The sequence below is a fragment of the Pseudomonas sp. TWR3-1-1 genome, assembly GCF_049896545.1.
Lineage (GTDB): Bacteria > Pseudomonadota > Gammaproteobacteria > Pseudomonadales > Pseudomonadaceae > Aquipseudomonas > Aquipseudomonas weihenstephanensis.
The window spans coordinates 42,249-69,030 of record NZ_JAFCUO010000004.1 but is presented as its reverse complement, the minus strand read 5'-3'; the positions used below and the strand labels follow the sequence as shown (position 1 = coordinate 69,030).

The 26,782-nt window shown below is 55.9% G+C and carries 17 protein-coding genes and 1 riboswitch; of the genes, 8 read left to right on the top strand and 9 right to left on the bottom strand.

All coding sequences use genetic code 11. From position 1 onward, the window contains the following. Positions 1 to 35: 35 nt before the first annotated feature. Positions 36 to 530, bottom strand: a complete 495-nt coding sequence (locus ACP7A4_RS11105; RefSeq protein WP_426246815.1) for a DUF934 domain-containing protein — start codon at positions 528 to 530, stop codon at positions 36 to 38. After that, positions 514 to 2,172 (bottom strand): nitrite/sulfite reductase, encoded by a 1,659-nt coding sequence (locus ACP7A4_RS11100; RefSeq protein WP_059761984.1) that lies wholly within the window; start codon positions 2,170 to 2,172, stop codon positions 514 to 516. The genes ACP7A4_RS11105 and ACP7A4_RS11100 overlap by 17 nt, the downstream gene beginning before the upstream one ends. 482 nt (positions 2,173 to 2,654) lie before the next feature. Here ACP7A4_RS11100 and ACP7A4_RS11095 point away from each other — a divergent pair, with 482 nt between their 5' ends. Next, on the top strand, positions 2,655 to 3,746 hold the full coding sequence (locus ACP7A4_RS11095; RefSeq protein WP_059761983.1) for an ABC transporter substrate-binding protein: 1,092 nt from the start codon (positions 2,655 to 2,657) through the stop codon (positions 3,744 to 3,746). On the opposite strand, the gene ACP7A4_RS11090 is transcribed toward ACP7A4_RS11095, so the two are convergent. Continuing rightward, positions 3,743 to 3,958: a DUF2970 domain-containing protein gene (locus ACP7A4_RS11090; RefSeq protein ID WP_059761982.1), complete on the bottom strand. Its 216-nt coding sequence runs from the start codon at positions 3,956 to 3,958 to the stop codon at positions 3,743 to 3,745. The genes ACP7A4_RS11095 and ACP7A4_RS11090 overlap by 4 nt on opposite strands. 167 nt (positions 3,959 to 4,125) lie before the next feature. Here ACP7A4_RS11090 and ACP7A4_RS11085 point away from each other — a divergent pair, with 167 nt between their 5' ends. Further along, the gene (locus tag ACP7A4_RS11085; RefSeq protein ID WP_426246812.1) at positions 4,126 to 10,512 is read left to right on the top strand and encodes an NEL-type E3 ubiquitin ligase domain-containing protein; all 6,387 of its coding nucleotides are present in this window, start codon (positions 4,126 to 4,128) and stop codon (positions 10,510 to 10,512) included. A gap of 66 nt (positions 10,513 to 10,578) precedes the next feature. Here the strand turns inward: ACP7A4_RS11085 and metH are convergent, their stop codons facing one another. Beyond that, complete coding sequence (gene metH / locus ACP7A4_RS11080) at positions 10,579 to 14,289, bottom strand: methionine synthase (RefSeq protein ID WP_059761980.1); 3,711 nt, start codon at positions 14,287 to 14,289, stop codon at positions 10,579 to 10,581. Between the two features lie 152 nt (positions 14,290 to 14,441). Between metH and ACP7A4_RS11075 the strand changes: the two genes are divergently transcribed. After that, complete coding sequence (locus tag ACP7A4_RS11075) at positions 14,442 to 16,739, top strand: fatty acid cis/trans isomerase (RefSeq protein WP_059761979.1); 2,298 nt, start codon at positions 14,442 to 14,444, stop codon at positions 16,737 to 16,739. A gap of 110 nt (positions 16,740 to 16,849) precedes the next feature. Beyond that, on the top strand, positions 16,850 to 17,434 hold the full coding sequence (gene nfuA, locus ACP7A4_RS11070; RefSeq protein ID WP_048365821.1) for a Fe-S biogenesis protein NfuA: 585 nt from the start codon (positions 16,850 to 16,852) through the stop codon (positions 17,432 to 17,434). A 79-nt stretch (positions 17,435 to 17,513) separates the two neighbouring features. On the opposite strand, the gene cobM is transcribed toward nfuA, so the two are convergent. From cobM to ACP7A4_RS11045, 5 genes are all read right to left on the bottom strand, one after another. Then, a complete protein-coding gene (gene cobM / locus ACP7A4_RS11065; protein WP_426246809.1) occupies positions 17,514 to 18,260 on the bottom strand; it encodes a precorrin-4 C(11)-methyltransferase in 747 nt (248 codons plus the stop codon). Positions 18,261 to 18,336: 76 nt separating this feature from the next. Next, positions 18,337 to 18,750: a cobalamin biosynthesis protein gene (locus ACP7A4_RS11060; RefSeq protein ID WP_059761977.1), complete on the bottom strand. Its 414-nt coding sequence runs from the start codon at positions 18,748 to 18,750 to the stop codon at positions 18,337 to 18,339. Next, positions 18,747 to 19,448: a CbtA family protein gene (locus ACP7A4_RS11055; protein ID WP_426246807.1), complete on the bottom strand. Its 702-nt coding sequence runs from the start codon at positions 19,446 to 19,448 to the stop codon at positions 18,747 to 18,749. Before ACP7A4_RS11055 ends, ACP7A4_RS11060 begins: the two co-directional genes overlap by 4 nt. Positions 19,449 to 19,459: 11 nt before the next feature. Next, a complete protein-coding gene (locus ACP7A4_RS11050; protein ID WP_059761975.1) occupies positions 19,460 to 19,648 on the bottom strand; it encodes a CbtB domain-containing protein in 189 nt (62 codons plus the stop codon). 96 nt (positions 19,649 to 19,744) lie between these two features. Next, positions 19,745 to 19,960, bottom strand: a riboswitch (cobalamin riboswitch). Between the two features lie 30 nt (positions 19,961 to 19,990). Then, positions 19,991 to 20,356 (bottom strand): response regulator, encoded by a 366-nt coding sequence (locus ACP7A4_RS11045; RefSeq protein ID WP_203303463.1) that lies wholly within the window; start codon positions 20,354 to 20,356, stop codon positions 19,991 to 19,993. A 255-nt stretch (positions 20,357 to 20,611) separates the two neighbouring features. On the opposite strand from ACP7A4_RS11045, the gene ACP7A4_RS11040 reads away from it, so the two are divergent. The 4 genes from ACP7A4_RS11040 to ACP7A4_RS11025 are packed head-to-tail and all read left to right on the top strand — an operon-like array spanning position 20,612 to position 26,720. After that, on the top strand, positions 20,612 to 24,106 hold the full coding sequence (locus tag ACP7A4_RS11040; RefSeq protein WP_203303462.1) for a response regulator: 3,495 nt from the start codon (positions 20,612 to 20,614) through the stop codon (positions 24,104 to 24,106). Continuing rightward, a complete protein-coding gene (locus ACP7A4_RS11035) occupies positions 24,107 to 24,922 on the top strand; it encodes a CheR family methyltransferase (RefSeq protein WP_059761972.1) in 816 nt (271 codons plus the stop codon). Continuing rightward, a complete protein-coding gene (locus ACP7A4_RS11030; RefSeq protein ID WP_203303461.1) occupies positions 24,919 to 25,533 on the top strand; it encodes a chemotaxis protein CheB in 615 nt (204 codons plus the stop codon). Before ACP7A4_RS11035 ends, ACP7A4_RS11030 begins: the two co-directional genes overlap by 4 nt. Next, on the top strand, positions 25,524 to 26,720 hold the full coding sequence (locus ACP7A4_RS11025; RefSeq protein WP_059761970.1) for a hybrid sensor histidine kinase/response regulator: 1,197 nt from the start codon (positions 25,524 to 25,526) through the stop codon (positions 26,718 to 26,720). Before ACP7A4_RS11030 ends, ACP7A4_RS11025 begins: the two co-directional genes overlap by 10 nt. Positions 26,721 to 26,782 lie beyond the last annotated feature (62 nt).

The following is a 26,782-nucleotide window of genomic DNA, read 5'->3' as shown; positions in this document are numbered from 1 at the left end:
CTCATTGGTTGAATCAGCCAGGGCCATCACAGGGCTCAGCGGCGACGGAAAAGCGGTTGCGGCTCGTCGGTCGATGCTTGATACGTCACGCTGAAATCTTTCAAACCTTCAAGCGCTTCGTACGGGTCTTTGTCGGCCCGAATAGCAAAGGCATCAAACCCGCAGCGATACAGGTAGAACAACTGATCGCGCAATACATCACCAATGGCACGCAGTTCACCTTTGTAGTGGTAGCGATCTCGCAGCAGACGGGCGTTGGAGTAACTACGCCCGTCAGTAAAGGCCGGGAAGTTCAGGGCGATGACCTGAAAGTTCGCGACGTCCCTGCCAAGTTCTTCGGCCTCTTCGTCACTGTCCAGCCACACGCCCAGGCCGCCATCGCGGGCCTTGAGCGCCGGGCCGTGCTCGCGCCACAACGCCAGTGGAACGATCAGGTCATCACAGTTAGAGATATCGTCGAAGTTCGTGTCTTTTGGCAGTAAATGCCAAGTTTCATCGATCACTTCGTTGTTTTTAATGATTCGTTGCATAGACGCGCTCCTTGAAGGGATCGATGCCAATACGTTGATAGGTGTCGATAAAGCGCTCGTCTTCGTTGCGTTTTTCAACGTAAACGTCGATCAGTTTTTCAATCACATCCGGCATGTCGTCCTGAGCGAACGAAGGACCCAGGATCTTGCCCAGGCTCGCGTCACGGCTGGCGCTGCCACCCAGCGACACCTGATAGAACTCGGCACCTTTTTTATCCACGCCCAGAATGCCGATGTGCCCAACGTGGTGGTGGCCACAGGCATTCATGCAACCGGAAATGTTCAGGTCAAGCTCACCAATGTCGAACAGGTAATCCAGGTCGTCAAAGCGGCGCTGGATCGATTCGGCAATCGGGATCGACTTGGCGTTGGCCAGCGAGCAAAAATCCCCGCCCGGGCAGCAGATCATGTCGGTCAGCAAGCCAATGTTTGGCGTGGCAAAACCTTGCTCACGCAGTTCACCCCACATGGTGAACAACTGGCTTTCTTCAACGTCGGCCAGAATGATGTTCTGCTCGTGAGAGGTCCGCAGTTGGCCAAAGCTGTAGCGATCGGCCATGTCGGCAATGCCGTCCCACTGCTTGTCTGTCACATCGCCTGGAGCAACGCCCGTCGGTTTGAGCGACAGGGTAACAGCGACATAGCCCGGCTTTTTGTGGGCCAGGGTGTTGCGGATGCGCCAGCGAGCAAAGCCTGGGTGCTGGGCGTCGAGCGCTGCCAGTTCGGCGCCGAAATCAGGCAAGTCCTTGTAGTCGGGGTCGACAAAGTGCTTGGCAATTCGCTGCACTTCGGCCTCGGTCAGGGTGGTGGACCCGCCGCGCAGGTGAACCATTTCGGCTTCAACCCGCTCTGCGAACACTTCAGGCGTCAGGGCCTTGACCAGAATCTTGATCCGCGCCTTGTACTTGTTGTCCCGACGGCCATAGCGGTTGTACACCCGCAGGATGGACTCCAGGTAGCTGAGCAGGTGTTGCCACGGCAAAAATTCGTTAATAAACGAACCAATCACCGGCGTACGGCCCAAGCCGCCGCCAACCAGTACACGAAAGCCCAGCTCGCCGGCTTCGTTGAACACCGGTTCAAGACCGATGTCGTGCACTTCAATGGCCGCACGGTCTGAAGCAGAACCGTTGATTGCGATTTTGAATTTGCGCGGCAAGTAAGCGAATTCGGGGTGGAAGGTCGTCCATTGACGGACGATCTCACACCAGGGGCGTGAGTCGATCAATTCATCGGCGGCAACACCGGCGAACTGGTCAGTGGTGACGTTACGCAAGCAGTTGCCGCTGGTCTGAATGGCGTGCATTTGCACAGTGGCCAGCTCTTGCAGAATGTCCGGCACGTCTTCGAGCGCCGGCCAGTTGAACTGCACGTTCTGGCGGGTACTGATGTGGGCATAGCCCTTGTCGTAGTCGCGGGCGATCTTGGCCATCATCCGCGCTTGACGCGAGGTGAGTTGGCCATAAGGCACGGCAACCCGCAGCATCGGGGCAAAGCGTTGAACATAAAGGCCATTTTGCAGGCGCAGGGGGCGGAACTCTTCTTCGCTCAGCTCACCTGCCAGATAGCGTCGGGTCTGATCCCGGAACTGCTTTACGCGGTCCTCGATGATCCGCTGATCGTACTCGTCATATACGTACATATAGGTCCTGTTCTCAGGCTGCTAACAGCTTATCTGCGCGCACGGCCGCGCACTCCCCACGGAGCGAGGCACGATACCAGTTTGCAGTTATGCGCAAAAGTGATGTTTAAGCATATGTAAAGAACCAAAACGACTATAAGAGGCTGATTCTCAATCACTTACTTGTGTTGTGGGCATTGCTCAACTTAACTGATTAAAGTCTTCAAGCATTCACCCATAAAACCGAAAAAAGGCGATGCGATGAGTACTCCAGTCAAAGTGCGTAAAAGCGACAGCAAGGTCGATGCGTGGGCCATTTTTTTTATGATTGTTTTGGTCGTGGCGGCGGCTGTTTTTTGGGTCAGCCGCCAGTGACCTGAACGTGAAGGGGCAACACCTGCTCCATTCCAGAGCGATTGATTACCGGGCAAGCGACAGCGGGCCAGCTGTCTAGTGGTATTGTGCCAGCTACCAGACGGGTCAATGTTCAGGGACAGGTGACAATGCTCAAGTTTTTGCGCCAATGCGTAGTCGTGCTGTGCCTGCCATTTTCGATGGTGGCTCACAGCGCGACGGTATTGTTTCTTAATCCCGGCAACGCTGATGAAACTTTTTGGGTGAGCTATTCGCAGTTCATGCAGGCGGCGGCCCAGGATTTAGGCATGCACCTGGAGGTGCAATACGCCGGGCGCTCGCCTGATAAATCAATCGCTCAGGCGCGAGCAGCGCTGCAAGGAGCGCGCCGCCCCGATTACTTGATCTTCGTCAACGAGCAATACATTGCCCCGCAAATCCTGCGTCTCTCACAAGGCAGCGGCGTAAAGCTGTTCATGGTTCATAACGGGCTGACCCGTGAACAGATACAAATGGTCGGCACAGATGCGGGTAACTATTCAGGCTGGGTGGGCAGCATGGTGACCAACGACGAGGAGGGCGGCTACCTGATGCTCAATGAGTTGGTGCGTCAGCATGCGGCGTTGGGACCGACCAAGACGTTGGATCTCGTGGCCTTTTCGGGCGTGAAAAATACCCCGGCATCGCGCTGGCGGGAAAAAGGCATGCTGCGCGCGCTACGCGAGCACCCTCAGGTGCGCTTGCGCCAAATGGTTTACGGCGAGTGGAGTCAGCAGCGCGCTTACGAACAGGCAAAGCAACTGTTTAAACGCTACCCCGACACTGCGTTGGTGTGGTCGGCCAATGACGAAATGGCGTTTGGGGCCATGCACGCCGCACAAGAAGCAGGTCGCGTTGCTGGCCGCGACATGTTGTTCAGCGCGGTCAACAGCTCCATCCCTGCATTGCAAGCACGAATCGACGGGCGATTGAGTGCGCTGGTGGCCGGGCACTTCACCTTGGGAGGTTGGGCGATGGTCCTGCTCAACGATGATGCCAAGGGTATCGACTTCACCCGTTTTGGCGGGCGAGATCGCCTAGTACCCTTGTTGCAACTGATTGATGTCGATCAAGCCAGGCACTTGCTGAGCATCACACGCGAGCAGCATTATCAGTTGCCCTTCAAGCGGTTTTCAGCCCAGGGAAAACCTGACAGCTATGTGTATCCCTTTAGCCTTAAATCGGTGCTTCAAGCCCCTTAAACGCCCGACAGGTGCAGGACCAACCTGACAATGGCGTACAACGTCAGCGCAAATACCCCGGTAAACAGCAAACCCAGAATCAAAAACTGGCTGGGTTTGCCGTGGGTAAAGTCTCGCGTTCTGTTTTTTGCGCTTTGCACCCCGAAAGCGGCGGCCATCACGCTGTGCAGAACCTGCCAAAAAGTGGGCGGATTGTTGTCGGGATCGTCCATACCATCCTCACCTGTCCATTGAATATGCACTGGTTTGAGGATAGTCAAAGGCCATTGCCCCGGTGCATTAGAAGACAGTCGGTGCGCAGCCTCTAAATATGTACCGCATTAAGCATTGCTTCTTTCGTTTTACTGGTGCTCCCCACTGAGTTATCAGGAGAGACTCAATGCCAGCTTCCACCATGCTCCCAGGGCTAGGCCCTCACGCAGAATTTATCAGGGATAAAATGCCTGCGTGGATCAAGCACAGCCTTCCCGATGACATAAAGCGCTTGCGCGCCGGGGGCTGCCCCGAGCATCAAACGCAAGATCAGGCCACTTATGACAATGCCCCTTTAGGGTTACGCGAGGCGTTGAACCGCAGCATGGCACGCAGCCGTGCGGCCAATGTCGCGTTGGCAAGAACACTCAAAGGTCTCGAAGGCATTAGCGCATTTGCCGAGCCGCGCCTGAAGGCCGCATTGCTGAGTCACCGGGGCACCGGGCGAGAGATGGATGTCAACAAAGACTGTTTGTTTTATTTACGGCGTGATCAACCCGTACAAGTACAGAGCCTGTTACAGGCAGCTTTACTCAACTTTGAAGGTAACGAGACATTTTCTGTGCGGGTCAATGGGCAATTCAGTGCATTGGCACCGGCAGGGGCTTTACCTGTTGCTCCCCGTAAACCGCATTCATGGTTCAGCTATGCACTCATTACCGATCCCCTGGTTCATGGGTCGGGTTATTTTGTGGACAAGGTTGAAGACGAGGTTAAAAACTCCACATCGCCCAGCGGCTTTAGTTATAGCGAAACACTGGAGATGCAGCCCTGGACCTTCTCAAATGTGTGCCGAACGCTGGATCTGGGTCGCCAGTATCAGGAGCATTTGAGCGCACACTTCGATGCGCCGACCAAAGCGCCGCGGGTGCGCCGCCAAATGGCGCAGGCGCAAAAGGAGTTATTGACGGTACGCATGCATACGGCCTTGATGAAGCGCGACATCAGTGCGCATGCACATCAAATGCTGAGCGCGATACTCGATGGCCAGCCCCATCCTCGGTTCTATAACAAGCCAGTGGTGTTTAGCCAACTGAGCCTGTTTGGTTTTGTTCTCGCCGATGTCCTGCTAATCGGCCCGTATCGCTCGACGCTGCCCGTCACCGAGTTAGCTCAAACCGGGCTGGGGTTTGAGCTGCCCGTGTTTAAAAAACCGGATCCCGAACCGCTGCTGGTGTATCTCCCTGGCGCTGCGTTACACCCGCTTAAGGAATACAAGTCGCTGGAAGACTTTGAACATGAGTTGGCAAACGACCTGTTGAAGCCCCACGACCAGCAACTGTTTTCAACGTGGGTGCATCAAGGCGACGCGCAAGTTTTTCTTCAGCGACTTAATAATCAGCTGTATCTGAAGGGGTCTGGTCCTGATGACGCTCACGCGCGGATAAACACCGATGACGTAAGCCTGAGAATCAGCCAAACGTATATCCAGACATCGCCCGCTGAGTTGTTTCACGTATTGACCGACCTTCATATCGAGCGACTCAAAGCCAATGCGCGAGTGTTGGCGGTACCTACGGCAGATGCAGACAGCAAATTGTTGCAGGAGCGACTGGATTATTACCTGGGGCTGGGGATGGACGTGGTGAATGTGGCCGCATTCTTTATTCCGGGCGTGGGCGAAATCATGATGGCGGTCATGGCTTTGCAAATCGCAATGGAGATCTATCACGGACTGGAATCTTTCAGCGTGGGCGACATGGACGGTGCTTGGTCACATTTGGAGTCGGTAGCAATCAATGTCGCTATGGGGGCGGGAATTGCGGGCGCGGGTTATGGCATCAGCAAGATCCCGGCCGAATGGATTGCCAAGGTGAAGTCGATTGTTCTGCCAGGGGGAGAAATCCGTTTATGGAAGCCGGATATGGTGCCCTATCAGGCCGACGCTACGTTCGATCCGCAGGTTCAGCCCAATGTTTTGGGGCAGTACGTGGTCGATGGTAAAACCTGGGTGCAAATAGACCAGCACTTTTACGAGCAGACCCTGTGCGCGAAAACCAACACCTGGCGGGTCAAGCATCCGAATGACAGTGAAGCCTATGAACCTGTGCTTGAGCACAACCATGAAGGTGCATGGCGTTTTGCTCATGAGCGACCACTGGAGTGGGAGCGGCCAGTACTCTTGCGGCGGCTGGGGCCTGTTACCCGGATGTTCGATGATCAGATGCTGACGCACATAGGCGATGTGAGTGACGTCAGCGACGCAGTTCTGCGCAAGATGCATGTGGATGATTTACCAGTACCGGCCCGCTTGGCGGATATGCTTGATTGGTTCGCAGAGAACCCCAAAGTAGATATTTTTCAGGTGAAATCCAGTGACCCTGATCTGGCACTGCTGCGGCGCAGATTTACGCCGTTGTCTGAGCGGGAGGCTCAGGAAGTCCTGGGGCTGGCCAGTGCACGGCAAGTGGCAAGCCTGCGCACGGGACGAGTACCCAGACGCCTGGACGATATGGCACGCAGTTACGCGCAGCAGGGGCGCTTGAACCGAGCGCTGGCCGGTTTGTTCGTGCCCGACTTGGTGTCTGCTGACAGTCAGCGATTATTGGCCTATCTCACAGAGCATGTGCCCGGTAGCACAAAGGGTGAAGCTGCGCAGCAAGCCAAAGCACTGGGTGCATACGCAACGTCGCATCGCACTGAGATGGCGCGTGCATTAAACATGCGAGAGCCCAGGTCCAGGCCGTACCTGCGCCGCGAAAATGGCCGGCTGGGCTATGCATTGTCTGGCGGGGGAAGCACCTTTGCTTTCGATGAATCGCTGGTGTCCAGGTTACGAGATGTCTATCCAAATATCACCGACGAGGAAGCCATCCTCTACGTGAGCAGGCGCTTGAGAGAGGGCGACACCGAGCAGCAGGTCTTTCATTTTTTGGCCAATCAGCAACGGGAGTTTCAGGCCTTGCGTGCAGCGCTGGAACCGTGGGTGAATGCAGCGGGCAGGGACTTTGATTTGCGAAACCGCGGGTTGGTCCGCGACAGGCTGATGAGGTGCTGGCGTGAAGGGGTGTTGGACAATGAACAGCCACACGCGGACCTTGATCTGGCGGATATCAAGGATCTACCGCCAATGGAGGCAGATTTTTCCCACGTCAGATCAATAAGAATGGAAGCATCGATGCTACTTGGCGAGTCAGGTGCCGCGCTGATAACGCGCTTTCCCGGCGTTGAGCGCTTTGAGCTGAACCTTGAACCGCGGGACATGATGCAGGTGGTTGAGCGGCTTAATACTCTGCCGGGGGTCAAGGAGCTGTCATTTGTGACTGCGGGAGAGCCGTATTCGCCGAACTTTCTGCATCGGCTCACTGCAATGACGCAGCTTGAGCGACTCACACTCGTTGGCCCAATGGGCACGCTGGATGTGAGTAACCTGCTCAGGTTGATTGAGCTAAAGGTCTCGATGAGTGTGATGGAATGGCCGACGGGTGTTCTGGCGCTTGAACATCTACAAGGGCTGGACTTGCAGGGTTGCGTGTTACGAGAGCTACCAGATGCCATGTTTTCCGGGCATGAGCGTTTATGGCGGGGGCTGCGCCTTGATTGGTCGCACATGGATTCACAAACGGTAATTAAAGCCTATGACTACTTGAGTGAGAGTTCGGCTCACTTAGCCGACATGGAACGGTGGGTTTCTAATTATTGCGACAAGAGTTTACGCAATTTACTGCCGCAACACTTTGGCTCTGCTGAAGAACTGATGGCACAGGTGCGCCTTCAGGGCGAGGCGCCTCGAGATCTGTTAGTGCGAATCGCCGGCTTGAAACAGGAACAACGCATTTTGAATGAGGGTATATCCACTTGGTTAGAGGCCGCGGAGGTCCCCGATACTTATTCATTTCGCGTGCAGCTTGTCGGTAAGCTCAAAAGTGCCTGGCATACGGGTTTGTTACGGCGATTAGGGGTGGATCAAGAGATCGCGGGTCCTTCCTGGCGAAGCGAACCTGCCGGTCAGACGCTAAATCTGTCGGGAAGTACATTGATTGACCTGCCAAACCTTCCGCGCACTGGATTTGAACATGTGCAGCATTTGAATATGTATGGCTTGCGTGTGTCGAGTGAATCGTTGAACCGGTTTTTAGGTTCATTTACGCAAGTACGCGAGTTGAACTTGAGCGCTAACAACATCACGCATTATTTGCCCGAGCTGGGTAATTTCACTCAGCTCAGGGAACTTAATCTCTCCTATAACGACTTGAGATTTACGCCCTCGGCTTTAGAACGTTTGAATCGTTTGAGTCAACTACAAAAGCTCAACTTGAGGGGGAATCGCGTCGGGGCACTGGATGTCAGTTCGATGAAGCAACTGGTAGAGCTCGACTTGGCTAACACGGGTATCACCGAGTGGCCGAGGGGGGTGCTGGAGCTTGCACATTTACGTGAGCTTGATCTATCGCGCAGCGCAATTACGGTCGTGCCCGAAGCTGCACTGAGCGGGCATGACGCACTTATGGCCAATACCCGCCTGAATGGATGTGCGTTGACTCCCGCCAGTTGTTCGTCGCTGTTGAACTACGCCGAACGCACTCGCAGCATCAGTGCTGGATGGATCCCAAGAGGCTTACTGATTGAAGGCAAGACGGGCGGCATACCGGAATTTTTTCCGGCCGAGGTGTCTGATCAACCAGACTTGTTGCTGCCTGCGCCCTTAGACCTGGCGCCGAGCGATGCTTTGCTGACACCGGCTGCCCGATTGCAAAGGATTGATCCAGGTTTAGGCTTACAAGAAGCCATTGATCGCGTTGATCAATGGCTGACCCAAGGCCACAGTGCATTGGAAATTGATGCACGGCTCGAGGGGTGGCAGCGTCAGCACAGCGCCACAATCCAGCAACTTAATCGCTGGATCGACATACAAAGTTACCGAGACGAGGGCCGCTGGATCAGTTCAATGGATCGCAGGCGAGCGGCGGACAGGTTGGTGTTGGCCTGGCGTCGCTCATTGGGCGCAGTCGCTACATCAGGAGCTGAGGACCTTGATGCGCTTAACTTTTCAGACCTGTGTCTGGGCGATCTGCCAGCGCTGCCCTTGTCACTTGAGCATGTAACGCAATTGAATTTGAGCGGCGTAAGGCTGACGGAAGACGGCGCCAATGATTTCCTGCGGTCATTTCCCCGATTGCGTGACCTGCAACTCAATAACAATGCGCTGAGTCGTTTACCTGAAGCCGTTGATTCTCTTGATGCCCTGACACGACTGGAGGTATCGCACAACAGGCTGAGGAACAGCGCTGAGTTGCAGCGCCAGTTGCGGCCGTTGCAGCATTTGGAGTGGCTCGATTTGAGTATGAACACTCTGGACAGCCTCGATGTAACCGGCCTTAACCAGTTACGCACCTTGAACGTGAGCGGTAACCGACTGATCCGCTGGCCTGCGGCTGTGCTGGATCTGCCGGAACTCAGTGCGTTGGACCTCAGTAACAATCAAATCGAGGATGTTTCCATTTCGATTCTTGAGTTAAATCACAACCGCTTAATGGCGGGCACAGACATCACTGATAATTATCTGGACCGCAATGCACTTGAGGTGTTGCGCGATTATGAGGCAGAGACCGGGATTGGCCTTGGTTATACGCGCACAGAGATTGAGTCCCAACTGAGTGAGTTTGACGATATAGACGATTCCTCTGAAACCGAACGCGATGAAGATCTTGAAACTGGCGACAATGAGTCCGGGCAAGTGCAGAAAGATAGATGGTTCAAGGATGTGCCCGATGACGCCGACAAACATGCGATCTGGGAAGAGCTTTATAGTCGGGAGGGAAGTGAAGGGCTCTTTCATTTGTTGTCTGAATTGAAAGTCACTAGGGACTTTATAGAAGAAAAAGAGCAACTTACTGCGCGGGTCTGGGATGTTCTGCGGGCGGCGTACGAAAACCGGGAGTTATGCGCTGATTTGTTCATCCGCGCGCGATCGCATTATACGTGTGGTGACGGGCGCATCTTGTTGTTCAGTGACCTTGAAGTGAAGGTGTATGAATTCAATGCACTCAAAGACATAGCGCCAGGAGCCAAAAGCCGGGTGTTATTGAACTTGTCCAGAAGTCTTTTTCGCTTGGGCAAGCTGGAGGAAATTGCTCAAGATGTGATCAAGTTGCGGCCGCGAAGCGATCCCGCAGAAATCCGCTTGGTCTATCGCGTCAGTTTGGCCCAGCGTCTTGGATTGCCGAGGCAACCTAAAGACATGCTGTACAGAAACATAGCGAAAGTCCCGCCAGAAGCAATCGAGAGCGCTTACCTGGAGGTCATTGCTGCTGAAAATACACCCGCGTTTATGGAGCAATTATTGGGGCGTGAGTACTGGGTTGACTTCTTAACGTCTCAATACCCGGGTGATTTTTTGGCGTTGGAACAACGTCAACAGAGCGAGATTGAAGCATTGGAGGCGCGTTTTACCGCCATCGATGAGGCCTACAGTAAAGCCGTCGATGCCTTAGGCAAGAAAAATGCTGCCGAACTTAAGCAATTGCTCACGCAGCTCACAGAGCGTGAGCGCTCGCAGGTCGCAGATAACTGAGTCGTGTGCGCGCTGTCACCTGTTGAGCGGTAGCAGCGCGCGCACAATGTAGCGGTTGCTACACAATCAATTGTCATAGCCCAAGTTAGGCGCCAACCAGCGTTCAGTCACGCTGAGGTCTTGGCCTTTACGGGCGGTGTAGCTATCGACCTGATCCTTGTCGATTTTACCCACCGCAAAGTACTGCGCTTGCGGGTGAGCAAAGTACCAGCCGCTGACCGCGGCGGCCGGGAACATCGCGTAGTGCTCGGTGAGAAATACCCCGCTTTGGCCTGCACGCATTTCCTCGGCTTCAGGGTCCAGCAGCGTGAACAGCGTGGCTTTTTCGGTGTGATCCGGGCACGCCGGGTAACCGGGAGCAGGGCGGATGCCGCTGTATTGCTCCTTGATCAATTGGTCATTGGCCAGTTGCTCGTCTTTGGCGTAACCCCAGTAGTTCGTTCGAACTTGTTGGTGCAGCCATTCAGCACACGCCTCGGCCAGACGGTCGGCCAAGGCCTTGACCATGATCGAGTTGTAGTCGTCGCCTGCGTCCTGATAGGCCTTGGCTACCTCTTCGGCACCGATACCGGCGGTGGTGATGAAGCCGCCTACATAGTCGGTCACGCCGCTGTCTTTTGGTGCGACAAAGTCAGCCAGCGAGAAGTTGGGCTTGCCATCGGTCTTGATGATTTGCTGGCGCAAGTGATGAAGCGTGGCTATCGGTTGCCCGTCGTCACCGTACAACTCCAGGTCGTCATCGTTGACTTGATTGGCTGGCCAGAAACCAAACACGGCGCGGGCGCTGATGAGTTTCTCGTCGATCAGTTTTTTAAGCATTTCCTGCGCATCGGCATACAGCGCGGTAGCCGCTTCGCCGACTACTTCGTCGGTGAGGATGCGCGGGAACTTGCCTGCCAGGTCCCAGGAGATAAAGAACGGTGTCCAGTCGATGTATTCGGCAAGTACCTTGAGGTCGATGTTGTCCAGCACCTTGGCGCCGGTGAACGTCGGCTTTACTGGTTGGTAGCTGGCCCAGTCGAACTGTGGTTTTTTGGCAATCGAGGCGGCATAGCTCAGGCGCTCGGTACGGGCGCTGCGGTTAGCGGTACGCTCGCGCACCTCGACGTATTCTTCGCGGGTTTTAGTCACGAAGGCAGGTTTGAGTTCTTTGGACAGCAATTGTGTGGCCACACCCACGGCGCGTGAAGCGTCAGTGACGTAGATCACGGCATCGTTCTGATACTTGGGTTCGATTTTGACCGCAGTGTGCGCCTTGGAAGTGGTCGCGCCACCGATCATCAGGGGCAAATGGAAGTTTTGGCGCTGCATTTCACGCGCAACGTGAACCATTTCGTCCAGTGACGGGGTAATCAGGCCCGAGAGGCCGATGATGTCGCATTTCTGCTCTTTGGCCACTTGCAGGATTTTTTCTGCGGGCACCATCACGCCCAGGTCAACGATGTCATAGCCGTTACAACCCAGTACCACACCGACGATGTTCTTGCCGATGTCGTGCACGTCGCCCTTCACCGTGGCCATCAGAATCTTGCCTTTGGCCTCTGGCTTATCGCCTTTTTCCAGTTCGATGAACGGGATCAAGTGCGCCACGGCCTGTTTCATTACGCGCGCGGACTTCACCACTTGTGGCAGGAACATTTTGCCCGCGCCAAACAGGTCGCCGACGATGTTCATGCCCGACATCAGCGGGCCTTCAATCACCTCGATAGGGCGTTTGAACGACAGGCGCGACTCTTCGGTGTCTTCCACGATGTGCGTGGTAATGCCTTTGACCAGCGCATGCTCAAGGCGTTTGTTGACCTCCCAGCTGCGCCACTCTTCGGTTTCTGCTTCTTTGACGCTGCCATCGCCCTTGTACTTGTCAGCAATCGCCAGCAGGTTGTCGGTGGCGTCCGGCGTGCGGTTGAGCACCACGTCTTCGACGGCATCGCGCAGCTCGGTCGGGATCTGGTCGTAGATTTCCAGTTGCCCGGCGTTGACGATGCCCATGGTCAGTCCGTTACGGATCGCGTACAGCAAGAACACCGAGTGAATGGCTTCACGTACCGGGTTGTTGCCACGGAACGAGAACGACACGTTGGACACGCCGCCCGACGTCAAGGCATACGGCAGCTCCTCGCGGATATAGGCGCAGGCGTTGATGAAGTCCACGGCGTAGTTGTTGTGCTCTTCAATGCCGGTGGCGACGGCAAAGATGTTCGGGTCGAAGATGATGTCTTGCGGCGGGAAGCCGACTTCGTTGACCAGAATGTCGTAGGAGCGTTTGCAGATTTCTTTTTTGCGCGCTTCAGTGTCCGCCTGGCCGGCTTCATCGAACGCCATTACCACCACGGCCGCGCCATAGCGCTTACACAGTTTGGCGTGATGGATGAACTGCTCGACGCCTTCTTTCATGCTGATCGAGTTGACGATGCCCTTGCCCTGAATGCACTTGAGACCGGCCTCGATCACCTCCCACTTTGAGGAGTCGATCATGATCGGTACGCGCGAGATGTCCGGTTCGCCAGCGATCAGGTTGAGGAAGGTGACCATCGCCTTTTTGGAGTCGAGCATGCCCTCGTCCATGTTGATGTCGATGATCTGCGCACCGGCCTCGACTTGTTGCAGCGCCACTTCCAGGGCTTCGGTGTAGTTGTCCTCCCGGATCAGGCGGGCGAAGCGTGCCGAACCGGTGATGTTGGTACGCTCGCCGACGTTCACGAACAATGAGCTGCGATCAATGGTGAACGGTTCAAGGCCCGAGAGGCGACAGGCTTTGGGGATGTCCGGAATCTGACGCGGTGCGTAGCCAGCCACTGCGTTGGCGATGGCCTGGATATGCCCCGGCGTGGTGCCGCAGCAACCGCCGACAATGTTCAGGAAGCCGCTTTGGGCAAACTCTTCAATCACCTTGGCGGTTTCGGACGGCAGTTCGTCGTACTCGCCAAACTCATTGGGCAGGCCCGCGTTCGGGTGAGCCGAAACATAGGTGTCGGCTTTGTTCGACAGCTCTTCCAGGTAAGGGCGCAGTTCGCTGGCGCCCAAGGCGCAGTTCAAGCCAACCGAAATCGGTTTGGCATGGCTGACCGAGTTCCAGAACGCTTCGGTGGTCTGGCCGGAAAGGGTGCGGCCCGAGGCGTCAGTGATGGTGCCGGAAATCATGATCGGCAACTCGACACCCAATTCTTCGAACACGCCTTGTACGGCGAAGATTGCAGCTTTGGCGTTGAGGGTGTCGAAAATGGTTTCGATCAGGATCAGGTCGGCACCGCCCTCGATCAGTCCTTGGGTGGCCTCTGTGTAGTTCTCGACCAGTTCATCGAAGGTCACGTTGCGATAGCCAGGGTTGTTGACGTCTGGCGACAGCGAGCAGGTACGGCTGGTCGGGCCGAGTACCCCGGCGACAAAACGTGGCTTGTCCGGGGTTTCGAGGGTCTTGGCGTCAGCTACCTTGCGCGCCAGCCTTGCGCCTTCTACGTTTAGCTCGTAGGCGAGCGCCTGCATGCCGTAGTCGGCCTGAGACACTTGGGTGGCGTTGAAGGTGTTGGTTTCAAGGATGTCGGCACCGGCATCCAGATACGCTTTCTCAATGGAGCCAATGACGTCCGGGCGGGTAATGACCAAAAGGTCATTGTTGCCCTTGATGTCGCTCGGCCAGTCGGCAAAACGTGTGCCACGATAGTCGTGTTCCTCTAGACGGTAGCTTTGGATCATAGTGCCCATGCCGCCATCGAGAATCAGAATGCGCTCTTTGAGGGCTTGCTGAAGTGCTTGGAGACGAGCGCTGCGGTCAGACATAGGACTACCTGTTAGAGCCATGCAAAAGATGGCAAATCATAACAAACCTGCGTGGGATTTGATCGTTCGCTAATTTACATGAATTTCATTCATGTTGATGTGGGCCTTCGACGGGTAGAATCGCGACATTTTTAATATCAGGACAATGGCACATGTTTTTTCGCCTACTCACCGGCGCCGTGACGCTGGTGGTGTGCAGTACAGCGTTGGGCCAAACCCCGCTGGTAAGTCCGGCTATCTCGTATACCCGGGATATCCAGCCGATCCTCACTGAAAAATGCGTGGCTTGCCACGCGTGTAACGATGCGGCGTGCCAGCTCAATCTCGGGAGCGCGGAGGGCGCCACCCGCGGTGCGAGCAAAGTGCCGGTCTATCAGGGTGATCGCACCTCGGCCGTACCACCGACGCGTATTTTTTACGATGCCAGCGGCCCGCAGGAGTGGCGTAACAAGGGCTTTTACTCCGTGCTCGACGCACAGGGCGCGCAGGCCGCATTGATGGCGCGCATGCTCGAATTGGGTCACCGCACGCCGCTGACGCCCAATGCCAAGCTGCCTGAAGAAATCGTGCTGGGGCTTAACCGTGAAAACAGTTGCCCGGCGCCGGGCGAATTCAATGACTACGCACAAAAGCATCCCAAGGAAGGCATGCCGCTGGCCGTAACCGGCTTGACCGATCAGCAGTACATGACGGTCCAGACGTGGTTGGCTCAGGGCGCACCGGTCGATCAGAACGCCATCAAGCCGACAGCCATCGAAGCCACGCAAATAGGGGAGTGGGAAGAGTTACTTAATCGCCCCGGATCAACTGAAGCGCTGGTAGCCCGCTGGCTATACGAGCATTTGTTCCTCGCGCATGCCTATTTCGACAATGGCCTGCCCGGGCATTATTTCCAGTGGGTACGCTCGCGCACGCCCAGTGGACAGCCCATTGATCTGATCGCCACCCGTCGCCCGAATGACGACCCGGGCACCACCTTTTATTACCGGTTGATGCCGGTACAAGGCGTGATCGTTCACAAAACCCACATTACTTATCCAATGGGGGCGAGCAAGCTGGCACGGGTCAAACAGCTGTTTTACAGCGGTGACTGGCATGCGGCCAAACTGCCGGGTTACGGCCCGCGTGGTCGCGCCAACCCGTTTGAGACCTTTGAAGCGATCCCGGCGGTGGCCCGTTATCAGTTCATGCTCGACAACGCGGAGTATTTCGTTCGCACCTTCATTCGCGGGCCGGTGTGCCGCGGGCAAATTGCCACCGACGTGATTCGCGATAATTTCTGGACCGTGTTCCAGGAACCTGCCCGTGACCGTTATGTGACGGATGCAGCTTATCGCGGCAAGGCCACGCCATTGCTGGCCATGCCGGGGCAAATCGATGACGTTGGCAGTGTCATTTCGTTGTGGCACAACTACCGCGACAAGCGTAACGAGTATGAAGAGCTGCGCCAGAGCGCTTATGCCGAAATGCCGCCACCCAGTTGGTCGACCCTGTGGGCGGGTAACGATAACGCGCTGCTGACGATCTTCCGCCACTTTGACAGTGCCAGCGTCAGCAAAGGGTTGATCGGTGAAGTGCCGCAAACTATGTGGTTGTTCGACTATCCGCTGCTTGAACGGACTTACTATCAGTTGGCGGTCAACTTTGATGTGTTCGGCAATGTCTCGCATCAGGCGCAGACACGTTTGTACTTTGACCTGATTCGCAATGGTGCAGAGGTGAACTTTCTGCGGCTGATGCCCGCCGATGCGCGCGCTGACATCCTCGGCGACTGGTATCAGAACAGTGGCAAGCTGAAGATGTGGATGGATTACCAAAAGATCGACACTGACACCCCGACCGGGATCAAGCTTAACCCGGTGGACCCCAAACGCGACTTTGCACTCAAGCTGATTGAGCGTACCGGCACCCTGAATGCGCGGCCTGACCCGATCAACCGGTGCACCGGTGCGTATTGTTCGCGTACGGGGATTGCCCAGGCGTTCCAGTATGCCGAGCAATCGTTGAGCCGCCTGGTGTCGCGCCCAGCTGCCGGTTTGGCAGTGATCAATCAATTGCCTGAAGCCACCATGCTGCGTATCGAAGCCGCTGACGGCAAACGTGAGATGTACAGCATGTTGCGCAACCGGGCGCACACCAACGTGGCGTTTATGTTGGGTGAGGAATACCGTTTGCAGCCAGGGCTGGACACCTTGACGATCTATCCGGGGGTACTGAGCAGTTACCCTAACTTCATGTTCAATATCCCGGCGGGGGAAGTAGAGGCATTCGTCGAGGCGATGGAGAAGAGCCAGGATCAGGCGAGTTTTGACGCGATTGTGCAGCGCTGGGGCATTCGCCGTAGCCATCCACAGTTCTGGCAGTATTTTCACGATATCGGCGAGTACATCAACGAAACCGATCCGGTGGAGGCGGGCGTGCTGGACATGAACCGCTACGAGAACCTGTAAGGGTCATTTGTATTACCCACATGGGGTGCGGCTTTCCTGACAAAAATACTAGGACTTTGTCAGGCGCGCCGATTGGCGTAAACTGCGCCCCATGTCTGCGAGGAGATTCCATGAGCGCCATAACGATTACCGACGCCGCCCACGATTACCTGGCTGATCTGCTGTCCAAGCAGAACACCCCGGGCATCGGCATCCGCGTCTTCATTACGCAACCCGGCACCCAGTACGCTGAAACCTGCATTGCGTACTGCAAGCCTAACGAAGTAAAGCCTGAAGATACCGCGCTGGGCCTGAAGACGTTCACTGCCTGGATCGATTCGGTCAGCGAGCCGTTTCTTGACGATGCCGTGGTGGACTACGCGACCGACCGCATGGGGGGTCAACTGACCATCAAAGCGCCCAACGCCAAAGTGCCTATGGTCAATGCCGACAGCCCGATCAACGAGCGCATCAACTACTACCTGCAAACCGAGATCAATCCCGGATTGGCCAGTCATGGTGGTCAGGTCAGCCTGATTGAAGTGGTTGAAGACGGCATCGCCGTACTCAAGTTCGGTGGTGGTTGCCAGGGTTGCGGTCAGGCGGACGTGACCTTGCGCGAAGGCATCGAGCGCACGTTGCTGGAGCGTATTCCTGAGTTGAAAGGCGTACGTGACGTGACCGACCACTCGCAGAAAGAAAACGCCTACTACTGAGTCATCAGTCACAGGGTGTTCGCTGCGAGCTGCATAAAAAAACGGTGCCCCGTGAGCACCGTTTTTTTACGCCTGTTTTTCAAGGCCGATACAGGTGCGCATGCCCCGCGCGGTACAGCGAAGAATCGCTGAAGCTGTCGTTGGCCAGTACCCGGCCAACCAGGATCAACGCCGTGCGTTTGAAACCGTTTGCCTGCACCTTGTGCGCAATGTCCGCCAGGGTTCCGCTCACCGAGTCCTGGTCCGGCCAACTGGCGCGATGGATCACGGCAATCGGGCAGTCAGGGCCATAGTGCGGGGTCAACTCGGCAATGATCTTTTCCAGGTGTTTGACGCCCAGGTGAATCGCCATGGTTGCCTTGTGCTGCGCCAGGCTTGCGAGTTCTTCGCCAGCAGGCATGACGGTTTTGTCAGCGTAGCGGGTCAGAATCACCGTTTGCGAGATGTCCGGCAGGGTCAGTTCTGTCTCCAGCAGTGCCGCGCAGGCCGCTGTTGCGGTGACACCGGGGATGATTTCAAAGGCAATATTCAGTGCCCGCAGGCAGCGAATCTGTTCGCCGATGGCCCCGTAGAGGCTGGGGTCGCCGGAGTGCACGCGGGCAACATCCTGGCCTTTGTCGTCGGCGGCTTTGATCACTTCAATAATTTGTTCAAGGTGCAACTCGGCGCTGTTAATCACCTGATGTGCCTGATGCCCTTCCAATACGGCAGCGGGCACGAGAGAACCGGCATAAATGATCACCGGGCAGTGGCGAATCAGGCGCTGACCTTTGACCGTAATCAGCTCTGGATCGCCGGGGCCGGCACCGATGAAGTAAACAGTCATGGCAGTCTCTTGAAAAGGGCGAAATAGAGCGGCTCTTGAGCAGCGCTCATAGTGAGGCGGGGGATTATCGCGTTTTTTACCCGCAGCAAGCCACTGCAAACGTTGCCCCGGCCGATGTTTGGCGAGTGATCAGCAAGCGGGCAGGCTGGCCTGTGAGGTGTTCAGCCAGGGCCAGCGCGGCGCTTTCAGCTACGCCGTAACACCCCGTGTGCGCCAACGACAGGTTCGAACGGTGGCTCAGTTGCGCGGCATGCACACTCAGTTGTTGCGCGCTGAACACCCTGAACGGTAATTGCAACTGTTGAGCCAGTTGAAGCAGTCCGGGTTCGTGCTGTTTCAGTTCGATACTGGCCAAGGCCCGGATCGTGTTCAACGCGATCCCGGCCTGTTTCAGCGAACGTTCGAGGAGCGCCTGAATTTCTTCAACCTGACAGCCGCGCCGACAGCCCAGGCCAACCACCAGGGTTGGCACTGTGCGGGTTTGGGTCATGCGCCGTACTGGCTTTCAGGTTTGCGCCGGAATAACCAGGCGCTGATAACGCCCAACGCCAGCCAGAATGCGAAGTTGGTCAATTGCGACGCAATTTTGAACTGTGACTCCAGGGCTTCGGGTGCCAGGCTCGAATGCACCAGGGGTTGAGGGGCGCCCATGATGTGCGGAATGACCACAATCACGATGCCTAACACCTTCAGCGCCCAATGTTTGCCAAACACTACCAGCGCAATGGCTACGGCCGTTGAGGCGGCGGTGCCGACCCACCAGATCTGGCGTTGCAGCAAATCAGCCGCAGCGGTGCCTGGCAGTTCAGGTGGCAGACCCAGGGTGGGCGCCAGGCAGAACGTGGCGTAACCGGCCACGCCCCACAACAAGCCTTGTGATGTGCGGGTAGGGCTGCGCAAGGTGTACAAGCCTGCAAGCATCAACGCAAAACCGACCGCGACCACCAGGTTGCCGCCGGTGGTCGACAGTACGCGCTGCCAGCCGTCTTCCGGCTCCCACGCCTCGGCGTCATGGCTGTGAGCGGGCATGGCGCTGTCAGCGTGATCATGGGGTTGAGTGGGCGCAGGCTTTTCAAAGGTTTCGGCTTCAAGAATCAGCGGTGCGACCCAAAAGCTTTGCAGCAATGTGAGCACAAGTGCGGCCAGCAGGCCCGTAAAGCCTGCGGTTTGAGCAATACGCTTAATCATGGCAGGGCTTCTCAATGGCACGGAAAGGCAGAGCTGTGACGGGTGTCATGCGCGGCATTGTGCACTGCATCGATGTGCGAAAAGCCTGCGAAATACACCAGAAAGGCGCCCAGCACTGCCGCGCTGACAGCAGCGACGATGCGTTGGCTTTGAGTGGACGTGGTGGCAGCGGATTGGGTACGGCTGGTGCTGATGGACATGGCGCTTCCCTCTGGTCAGACAGCGGGCGATAGAGCGCAACAAAACCCCGCGAACGACGTGCGCAGGGTTCAACAGCGCCCGCCCACCGCGGGTTTGTTATTCGATGTGTTCAGGCCGGTCTCCGGGCTTGCGAGGGGTTCAAGGGGCTTGAACCGTTAAACATCACCTTCCCATGCCAGCGGCACAGTGGTTTTGATGTGTCTCTCGCTTACCGTTGCGGGGGCAGCACCGGACTGATCAGGTCGATAAACGCCTGACGCACCGGTTTCCCGTTTCACCCTGTGAAGGGCACCTGATACAAGATGTGTAGGAGAGCACGAGCGCGGGGGAGCCGTCAATTATCAGCAGGCGGACAGAATGCTTTTAACCTTGTCGCGCAATTGGTCGATGGAGAAGGGTTTGGCGATCACGGACATGTCGCTTGGCTTTTGCAGGCTTTCGGCATACCCGCTGGCAAACAAGATGGGCAATGCCGGGCGCAGTTCGCGAGCTTGATTGGCCAGTTCAATGCCGCCCATGTTGGGCAACCCGACATCTGTCATCAGCAAATCAATGGTTTGTTGAGCATCTTCGATAAAGAGCAGTGCCTGTTCAGCGCCGTCAGCCTCCAGCACGCTGAACTCAAGTTCTTCCAGTACATCCACGATCAGCATGCGAACAATGGCATCGTCTTCGACGACGAGGATGGTGGAGGGTGTTGCGGACATAATGGGTATCCCGAAAAAATGTGAGCGCGGGTGGGTAAACAGGTGTGGCATGCAGTATCAGTAAGCTGACACCCCGGACAAGTTCCCGCTCTTGTACTAAGAAAATGCCTATACAAGGCCTGCAAGAATAGCTGCTAGCCACGATAGAAGGCAGCGCTTTGCACGAATTTGTACCGTTCATTGTAAGAAAATAGATTATTTACTCGATATTCCGGCAAACTTGCTGTTTTTTATGACTGTTCACGGGCCAGAAAAATGAATGCACCTGCATCGGTTGATGAGCGAAGTTTTCGCAAGCTCCTGAGTCGCAACGTTGGTTTGCCCTTGGGCGTGGGCGTGCTCAGCGCCGTTTTGTTTGTGGTGATGATCAGCTTTTTGCTGTCAGTCATTCAGTGGCTCCAGCATTCGGACCGGGTGATCAGCAACGCCAATGAAGCGATGAAGCTGACGGTTGACCTGGAAACCGGCATGCGCGGTTACCTGATCACCGGTGATGAGCATTTTCTGGACCCGTATGAAGTGGCCAGGCCGCAGATCATTGCGCAGCTGCACGGTTTGCAAGAGTTGGTCAGCGATAACGCGCAGCAAGTCGATCGGCTCAAGCGCCTTGAGGCGTTGCAGAATGACTGGAGCAACTACGCAAAATCCATGATCGACTTGCGTCGCAATAATGGTGATTACCGCGGTGCGGTCCAGGCTGGGCGCGGCAAGCGCCTCACTGATCAGATCCGCAAGGAATTCGACGCCTTTATTGCGATGGAGCAGCAACTGCGCGTGGCGCGTAACGACGATGTGACCCGCACCACCTTCCTGGTCATCGGCCTGTATTTGGTCTTTGTCCTGGGCGTAAGTGGCTTTTTGGCCTATATCGGTCGTCGTGACTTGGTAAATCTTTCAAAGAGTTACAGCTATACCCTCGACGCCCAGCTCAAGAGCGCCGAGCGCCTGGAGCAACAGGCGTGGCTGCGCAACGGTCAGACCGAGCTGGCAGAGCAGGTGCTAGGGCGCCTTACGCTGAACATGTTAGGGCGCAATATCTTGCAGTTCTGTGCCCAATACCTGGGTTCTGTGGTCGCTGCTGTGTATGTGCGCGAAGACCATGGCGGTCTTAAGCGCGTGGCCAGCTACGGGTTTTCCCGCGAGCAAGAAATGCAAGACCAAGTGATTCATAACGATGAAGGCATCATTGGCCAGGCCGCCCAACAAGATAAGTTGATTCGCCTGGACGACGTGCCGGCGGATTACTTCAAAGTCAGCTCTGGCTTAGGCGAAGGCAGCCCTCGCAGTGTGCTAGTGATACCGACCAGCGATGATGATCGGGTCAATGGCGTGATCGAGTTGGGCTTTCTGCGGCCTTTGACGGAGCGTGATACCGAGCTGTTCGAGCTGATTGCCGACAACATCGGCACCTCGATTGAAGCCGCACGTTATCGTCAGCGCCTACAAGAAGTGCTGGCCGAAACCCAGCAGCTCAACGAAGAGTTGCAGGTGCAGCAAGAAGAGCTCAAAACCGCCAACGAAGAGCTGGAAGAACAATCGCGCATTCTCAAAGAGTCGCAAACCCACCTCGAAACCCAGCAAGCGGAACTCGAACAAACCAACGAGCAGCTGGCCGATCAGGCCCTGGCGCTGGAGTCGCAGCGTGATGCGATGGACCACAAAAACACCGAGCTGAATCAGGCTCAGGTGCAGCTCGAAGAGCGTGCAGAAGAATTGCAGCGCTCCAGCAAATACAAGTCAGAGTTCCTGGCCAACATGTCGCATGAACTGCGCACACCGCTGAACAGTTCGTTGATCCTGGCCAAACTGCTGTCCGAAAACCCGCAACAGAACCTGAGTGCCGAGCAGGTCAAATTTGCCGAGTCGATTTACTCGGCGGGTAACGACTTGCTGAACCTGATCAACGACATTCTGGATATCTCCAAGGTAGAAGCCGGCAAGCTTGAAGTGCGCCCCGAGAATGCAACGGTTGCCAGGCTCATTGAAGGCTTGCGCGGCATGTTCCAGCCAATGGCCGCAGACAAGGCACTGGATTTCCACGTTGAAGTGCAGCCTGGCACGCCGCCGATGATCTTCACGGACCGTCAGCGCCTGGAGCAGATCCTGAAAAATCTGCTGTCCAACGCCGTTAAATTCACTGAAAAAGGCCAGGTCAGCCTGACCGTTTCACGTCAACCGGGGGAGGGCATTGCCTTCACTGTGCGCGACTCGGGGATCGGTATTGCACCTGACCAGCAGGAGAGCATCTTCGAAGCCTTCCGTCAGGCAGACGGCACCACCAACCGGCGCTACGGTGGTACAGGTTTGGGGCTGTCGATTTCGCGTGATCTGGCAACATTGCTCGGCGGCTCGATCAGCATCACCAGTGAGCCGGGCCAGGGCAGCATTTTCACTTTGATTTTGCCCCAGCAGTTTATCGAGCACGATGAGCCTTATGCGCAACCCGCGCCAGAGCTGCTCGCCCGAGCTACGCAGTTGACGGCCAAAGCCGCACCGGTCGTTGCAGCGATGGCGCCGGTCGAGATACCCCGCTTCATGGACGACCGTGAAAAAGCACCGTTCACGACGCGTTGTATTTTGGTGATTGAAGACGAACCTAACTTTGCGCGCATCCTCTTCGATCTGGCGCATGAGTTGGGGTATCAGTGCCTCGTCGCCCATGGTGCGGATGAAGGCTTCAGCCTGGCGGCCGAGTTTATTCCGGATGCAATTTTGCTCGATATGCGCCTGCCGGATCATTCCGGATTGACCGTATTGCAGCGTCTTAAAGAGCTGGCTCCGACCCGGCACATCCCGGTGCATGTGATTTCGGTCGAGGACCGGGTTGAAGCCGCCATGCACATGGGCGCGGTGGGTTATGCGGTCAAGCCGACCACTCGCGAGGAACTCAAAGATGTGTTTGCCCGCCTTGAAGCGAAGCTGACACAAAAGGTCAAGCGGGTGTTGCTGGTTGAAGACGATGACCTGCAGCGCGACAGTATTGCGCGCCTGATCGGTGATGACGACATTGAAATTACGGCCGTGGGCTTCGCGCAGGAGGCTCTGGATCTGCTGCGCGAAAATATCTACGACTGCATGATCATCGACCTCAAACTGCCGGACATGCTGGGCAACGACTTGCTCAAGCGCATGTCCACCGAAGACATTTGCTCATTCCCGCCGGTCATCGTGTACACCGGGCGTAACCTGACGCGGGATGAGGAGGCGGAACTGCGCAAGTATTCGCGCTCTATCATCATTAAGGGCGCGCGCTCCCCTGAACGCTTGCTCGATGAAGTGACTTTATTTCTGCACAAAGTTGAATCTCAGTTGTCCCATGAACGGCAAACGATGCTCAAAACTGCACGCAGTCGCGACAAAGTGTTTGAGGGCCGCAAGATTTTGCTGGTGGACGACGATGTTCGAAATATCTTCGCGCTGACCAGCGCGCTGGAGCAAAAGGGCGCGATTGTGGTCATTGGCCGCAATGGTCTTGAAGCCATCGAACGCTTGAATGAAGTCGACGACATCGACCTGGTGCTGATGGACGTGATGATGCCCGAGATGGACGGCTACGAAGCCACGGTTGAGATTCGCAAGAACCCGCGCTGGCGCAAGCTGCCGATCATCGCGGTCACGGCCAAGGCCATGAAGGACGATCAGGAGCGTTGCCTGCAAGCCGGGTCCAATGATTACCTGGCCAAACCCATCGATCTGGATCGCCTGTTCTCTCTGATTCGTGTGTGGCTACCCAAAATGGAACGTATATAAGTGACGCGAAACACCGATATCGAAATACGGCTGCTGATTGAAGCGATCTATCTCAAGTACAGCTATGACTTTCGTGATTACTCTGGCGCATCGATCAAGCGCCGGGTGCATCACGCCATGCGTCAATTTGATTGCAGTACCATTTCGGCTTTGCAGGAGCGGGTGCTACACGACCCCACGGCATTCATGCAGTTATTGCAGTACTTGACCATTCCGGTCAGCGAGATGTTTCGCGACCCGGAACACTTCCTGGCCATTCGCCAGGAAGTGGTGCCGATCCTCAGAACCTACCCGTCACTGAAAATATGGATTGCAGGGTGCAGCACCGGTGAGGAGGTGTATTCGATGGCCATCTTGCTGCGTGAAGAAGGTTTGCTGGACCGCACCATCATCTATGCCACGGACATTAACCCGCGGTCGCTGGACAAGGCCAAGCAGGGGATTTTTTCACTAGAAAATATCCGCGCCTACACCCAGAACTACCAAAAGTCCGGCGGTCAGAAGGCGTTTTCTGACTACTACACGGCCGCCTATGACTTCGCCATTTTCGACAAGAGCCTGCGTGAGAATGTGACCTTTGCCGATCACAGCCTGGCGACGGATAGCGTGTTCTCAGAAACACATTTAATTTCGTGCCGTAATGTCCTGATTTACTTCAATAAAAATTTGCAAAATCGCGCCTTTGGTTTGTTTCATGAATCGTTATGTCACCGCGGTTTTTTGATGTTGGGCAGCAAGGAGACGTTGGACTTTTCTGACTACAGCAAGCAGTTCTCGGCGTTGCTCAAGCCCGAACGGATTTATCGCAAGCTATGACCCGCAATGATCAAGAAGTGAAGCGCGACCGCTCGCGGCGTGTCGATGCGGTTGTAGTGGGCGCTTCTGCGGGCGGGGTTGAGGCGTTACTGGCGATTTTCGCCGATCTGAGGCCCGGCTTTGGTTTGCCCATTATCGTGGTGCTGCATCTGCCCGATGAACGCCGCAGCCAGTTGGCGGATGTGTTTGGTCGTCGCTTGCAGGTGCCGGTCAAAGAGGTGGATGACAAAGAGTCCATTGTGCCCGGCACGGTGTATTTCGCTGCCCCCGGGTATCACGTGTCGATTGAGCGTGATCACAGTTTTTCGTTGAGTCGCGAGGAGCGCGTGCACTACTCACGGCCCTCGATTGATTATTTGTTTGAGTCCGCGGCCGATGTGTATCAACACCGTCTGGCCGCGATATTACTGACTGGCGCCAATCAGGACGGTGCTCAGGGGCTGGCAACGGTCAAGCTGCAAGGCGGCTTGACCATCATCCAGGACCCTGAAGAAGCCTTGGTTTCGACCATGCCGCAAGCGGCACTGGATCGGATAAAACCAGACTACATCCTCCCTTTGCGCGGCATCGGCCGTCTGCTTGTTGAGCTGGAACGAATCGAATGCTACTGAGTGATATTCAAGCCAAGTTGCTGATCGTGGACGATCTGCCTGAGAACTTATTGGCGCTCGAAGCGCTGATCAAGCGCGAGGATCGCACTGTCTATAAAGCCTTGTCGGCCGACGAGGCCTTGTCGCTGTTGCTGCAACACGAGTTCGCCATTGCCATCCTTGATGTCCAGATGCCGGGCATGAATGGCTTCGAACTGGCTGAGCTGATGCGTGGCACTGACAAAACCAAAAACATCCCGATCGTGTTCGTCAGTGCCGCAGGCCGTGAGATGAACTATGCCTTTAAGGGCTACGAAAGCGGTGCCGTGGACTTCTTGCACAAGCCTTTGGACATTCACGCGGTCAAGAGCAAGGTTAATGTGTTTGTCGATCTGTATCGGCAACGAAAGGCGGTCAGGCAGCAGGTTGAAGCGCTGGAAAAGAGCCGCCGCGAACAGGAAGTGCTACTGGCGCAATTGCAAGTAACTCAGGGCGAACTTGAGCATGCTGTGCGCATGCGCGACGACTTCATGTCGATTGTGTCCCACGAGGTGCGAACGCCACTCAACGGGCTGATCCTCGAAACCCAACTGCGCAAAATGCATTTGGCGCGCGATAACGCGGCAGCTTTTACCATGGACAAGATGCAGGCCATGGTCGAGCGCGATGAGCGTCAGATCCAGAGCCTGATCCGGCTGATTGAAGACATGCTCGATGTGTCGCGCATTCGCACGGGCAAGTTGTCGATTCGACCCAATGAATTCGATTTGTCGCGGCTGGTGACTACCCTGGTCCATACCTTTGCCTCGCAAATCAGCGCCGCACAATCGAGCATCAATTTGCGTGCCGAGCAGCCGGTGGTGGGGCAGTGGGATGAGTTCAGGATCGAGCAAGTGGTGTCCAACCTGTTGACCAATGCGTTGCGCTATGGGGCCAAAAGCCCGATTGATGTGTCGGTGTACGCTGAAGGCAAACGGGCAGTGGTTGAGGTGCGGGATCAAGGCATTGGCATCAGCGAAGAGAACCAGCAACGAATATTTCTGCAATTCGAGCGTGTTACCGCCAAACATGCGGTCGCCGGGCTGGGTTTGGGCCTGTTTATCTCTGAGCAAATTGTTGCCGCGCATCACGGGGAAATCACCGTGCACAGTGCGTTGGGTGAAGGCGCCTTGTTCCGGGTCAGTTTGCCATTGGAGCAAAACTCTTAAAATTTGCGCAACCTATGGCCGCCGTCATGGTCGTATTGGCAGCATTTGAGGAATAAAGGTTT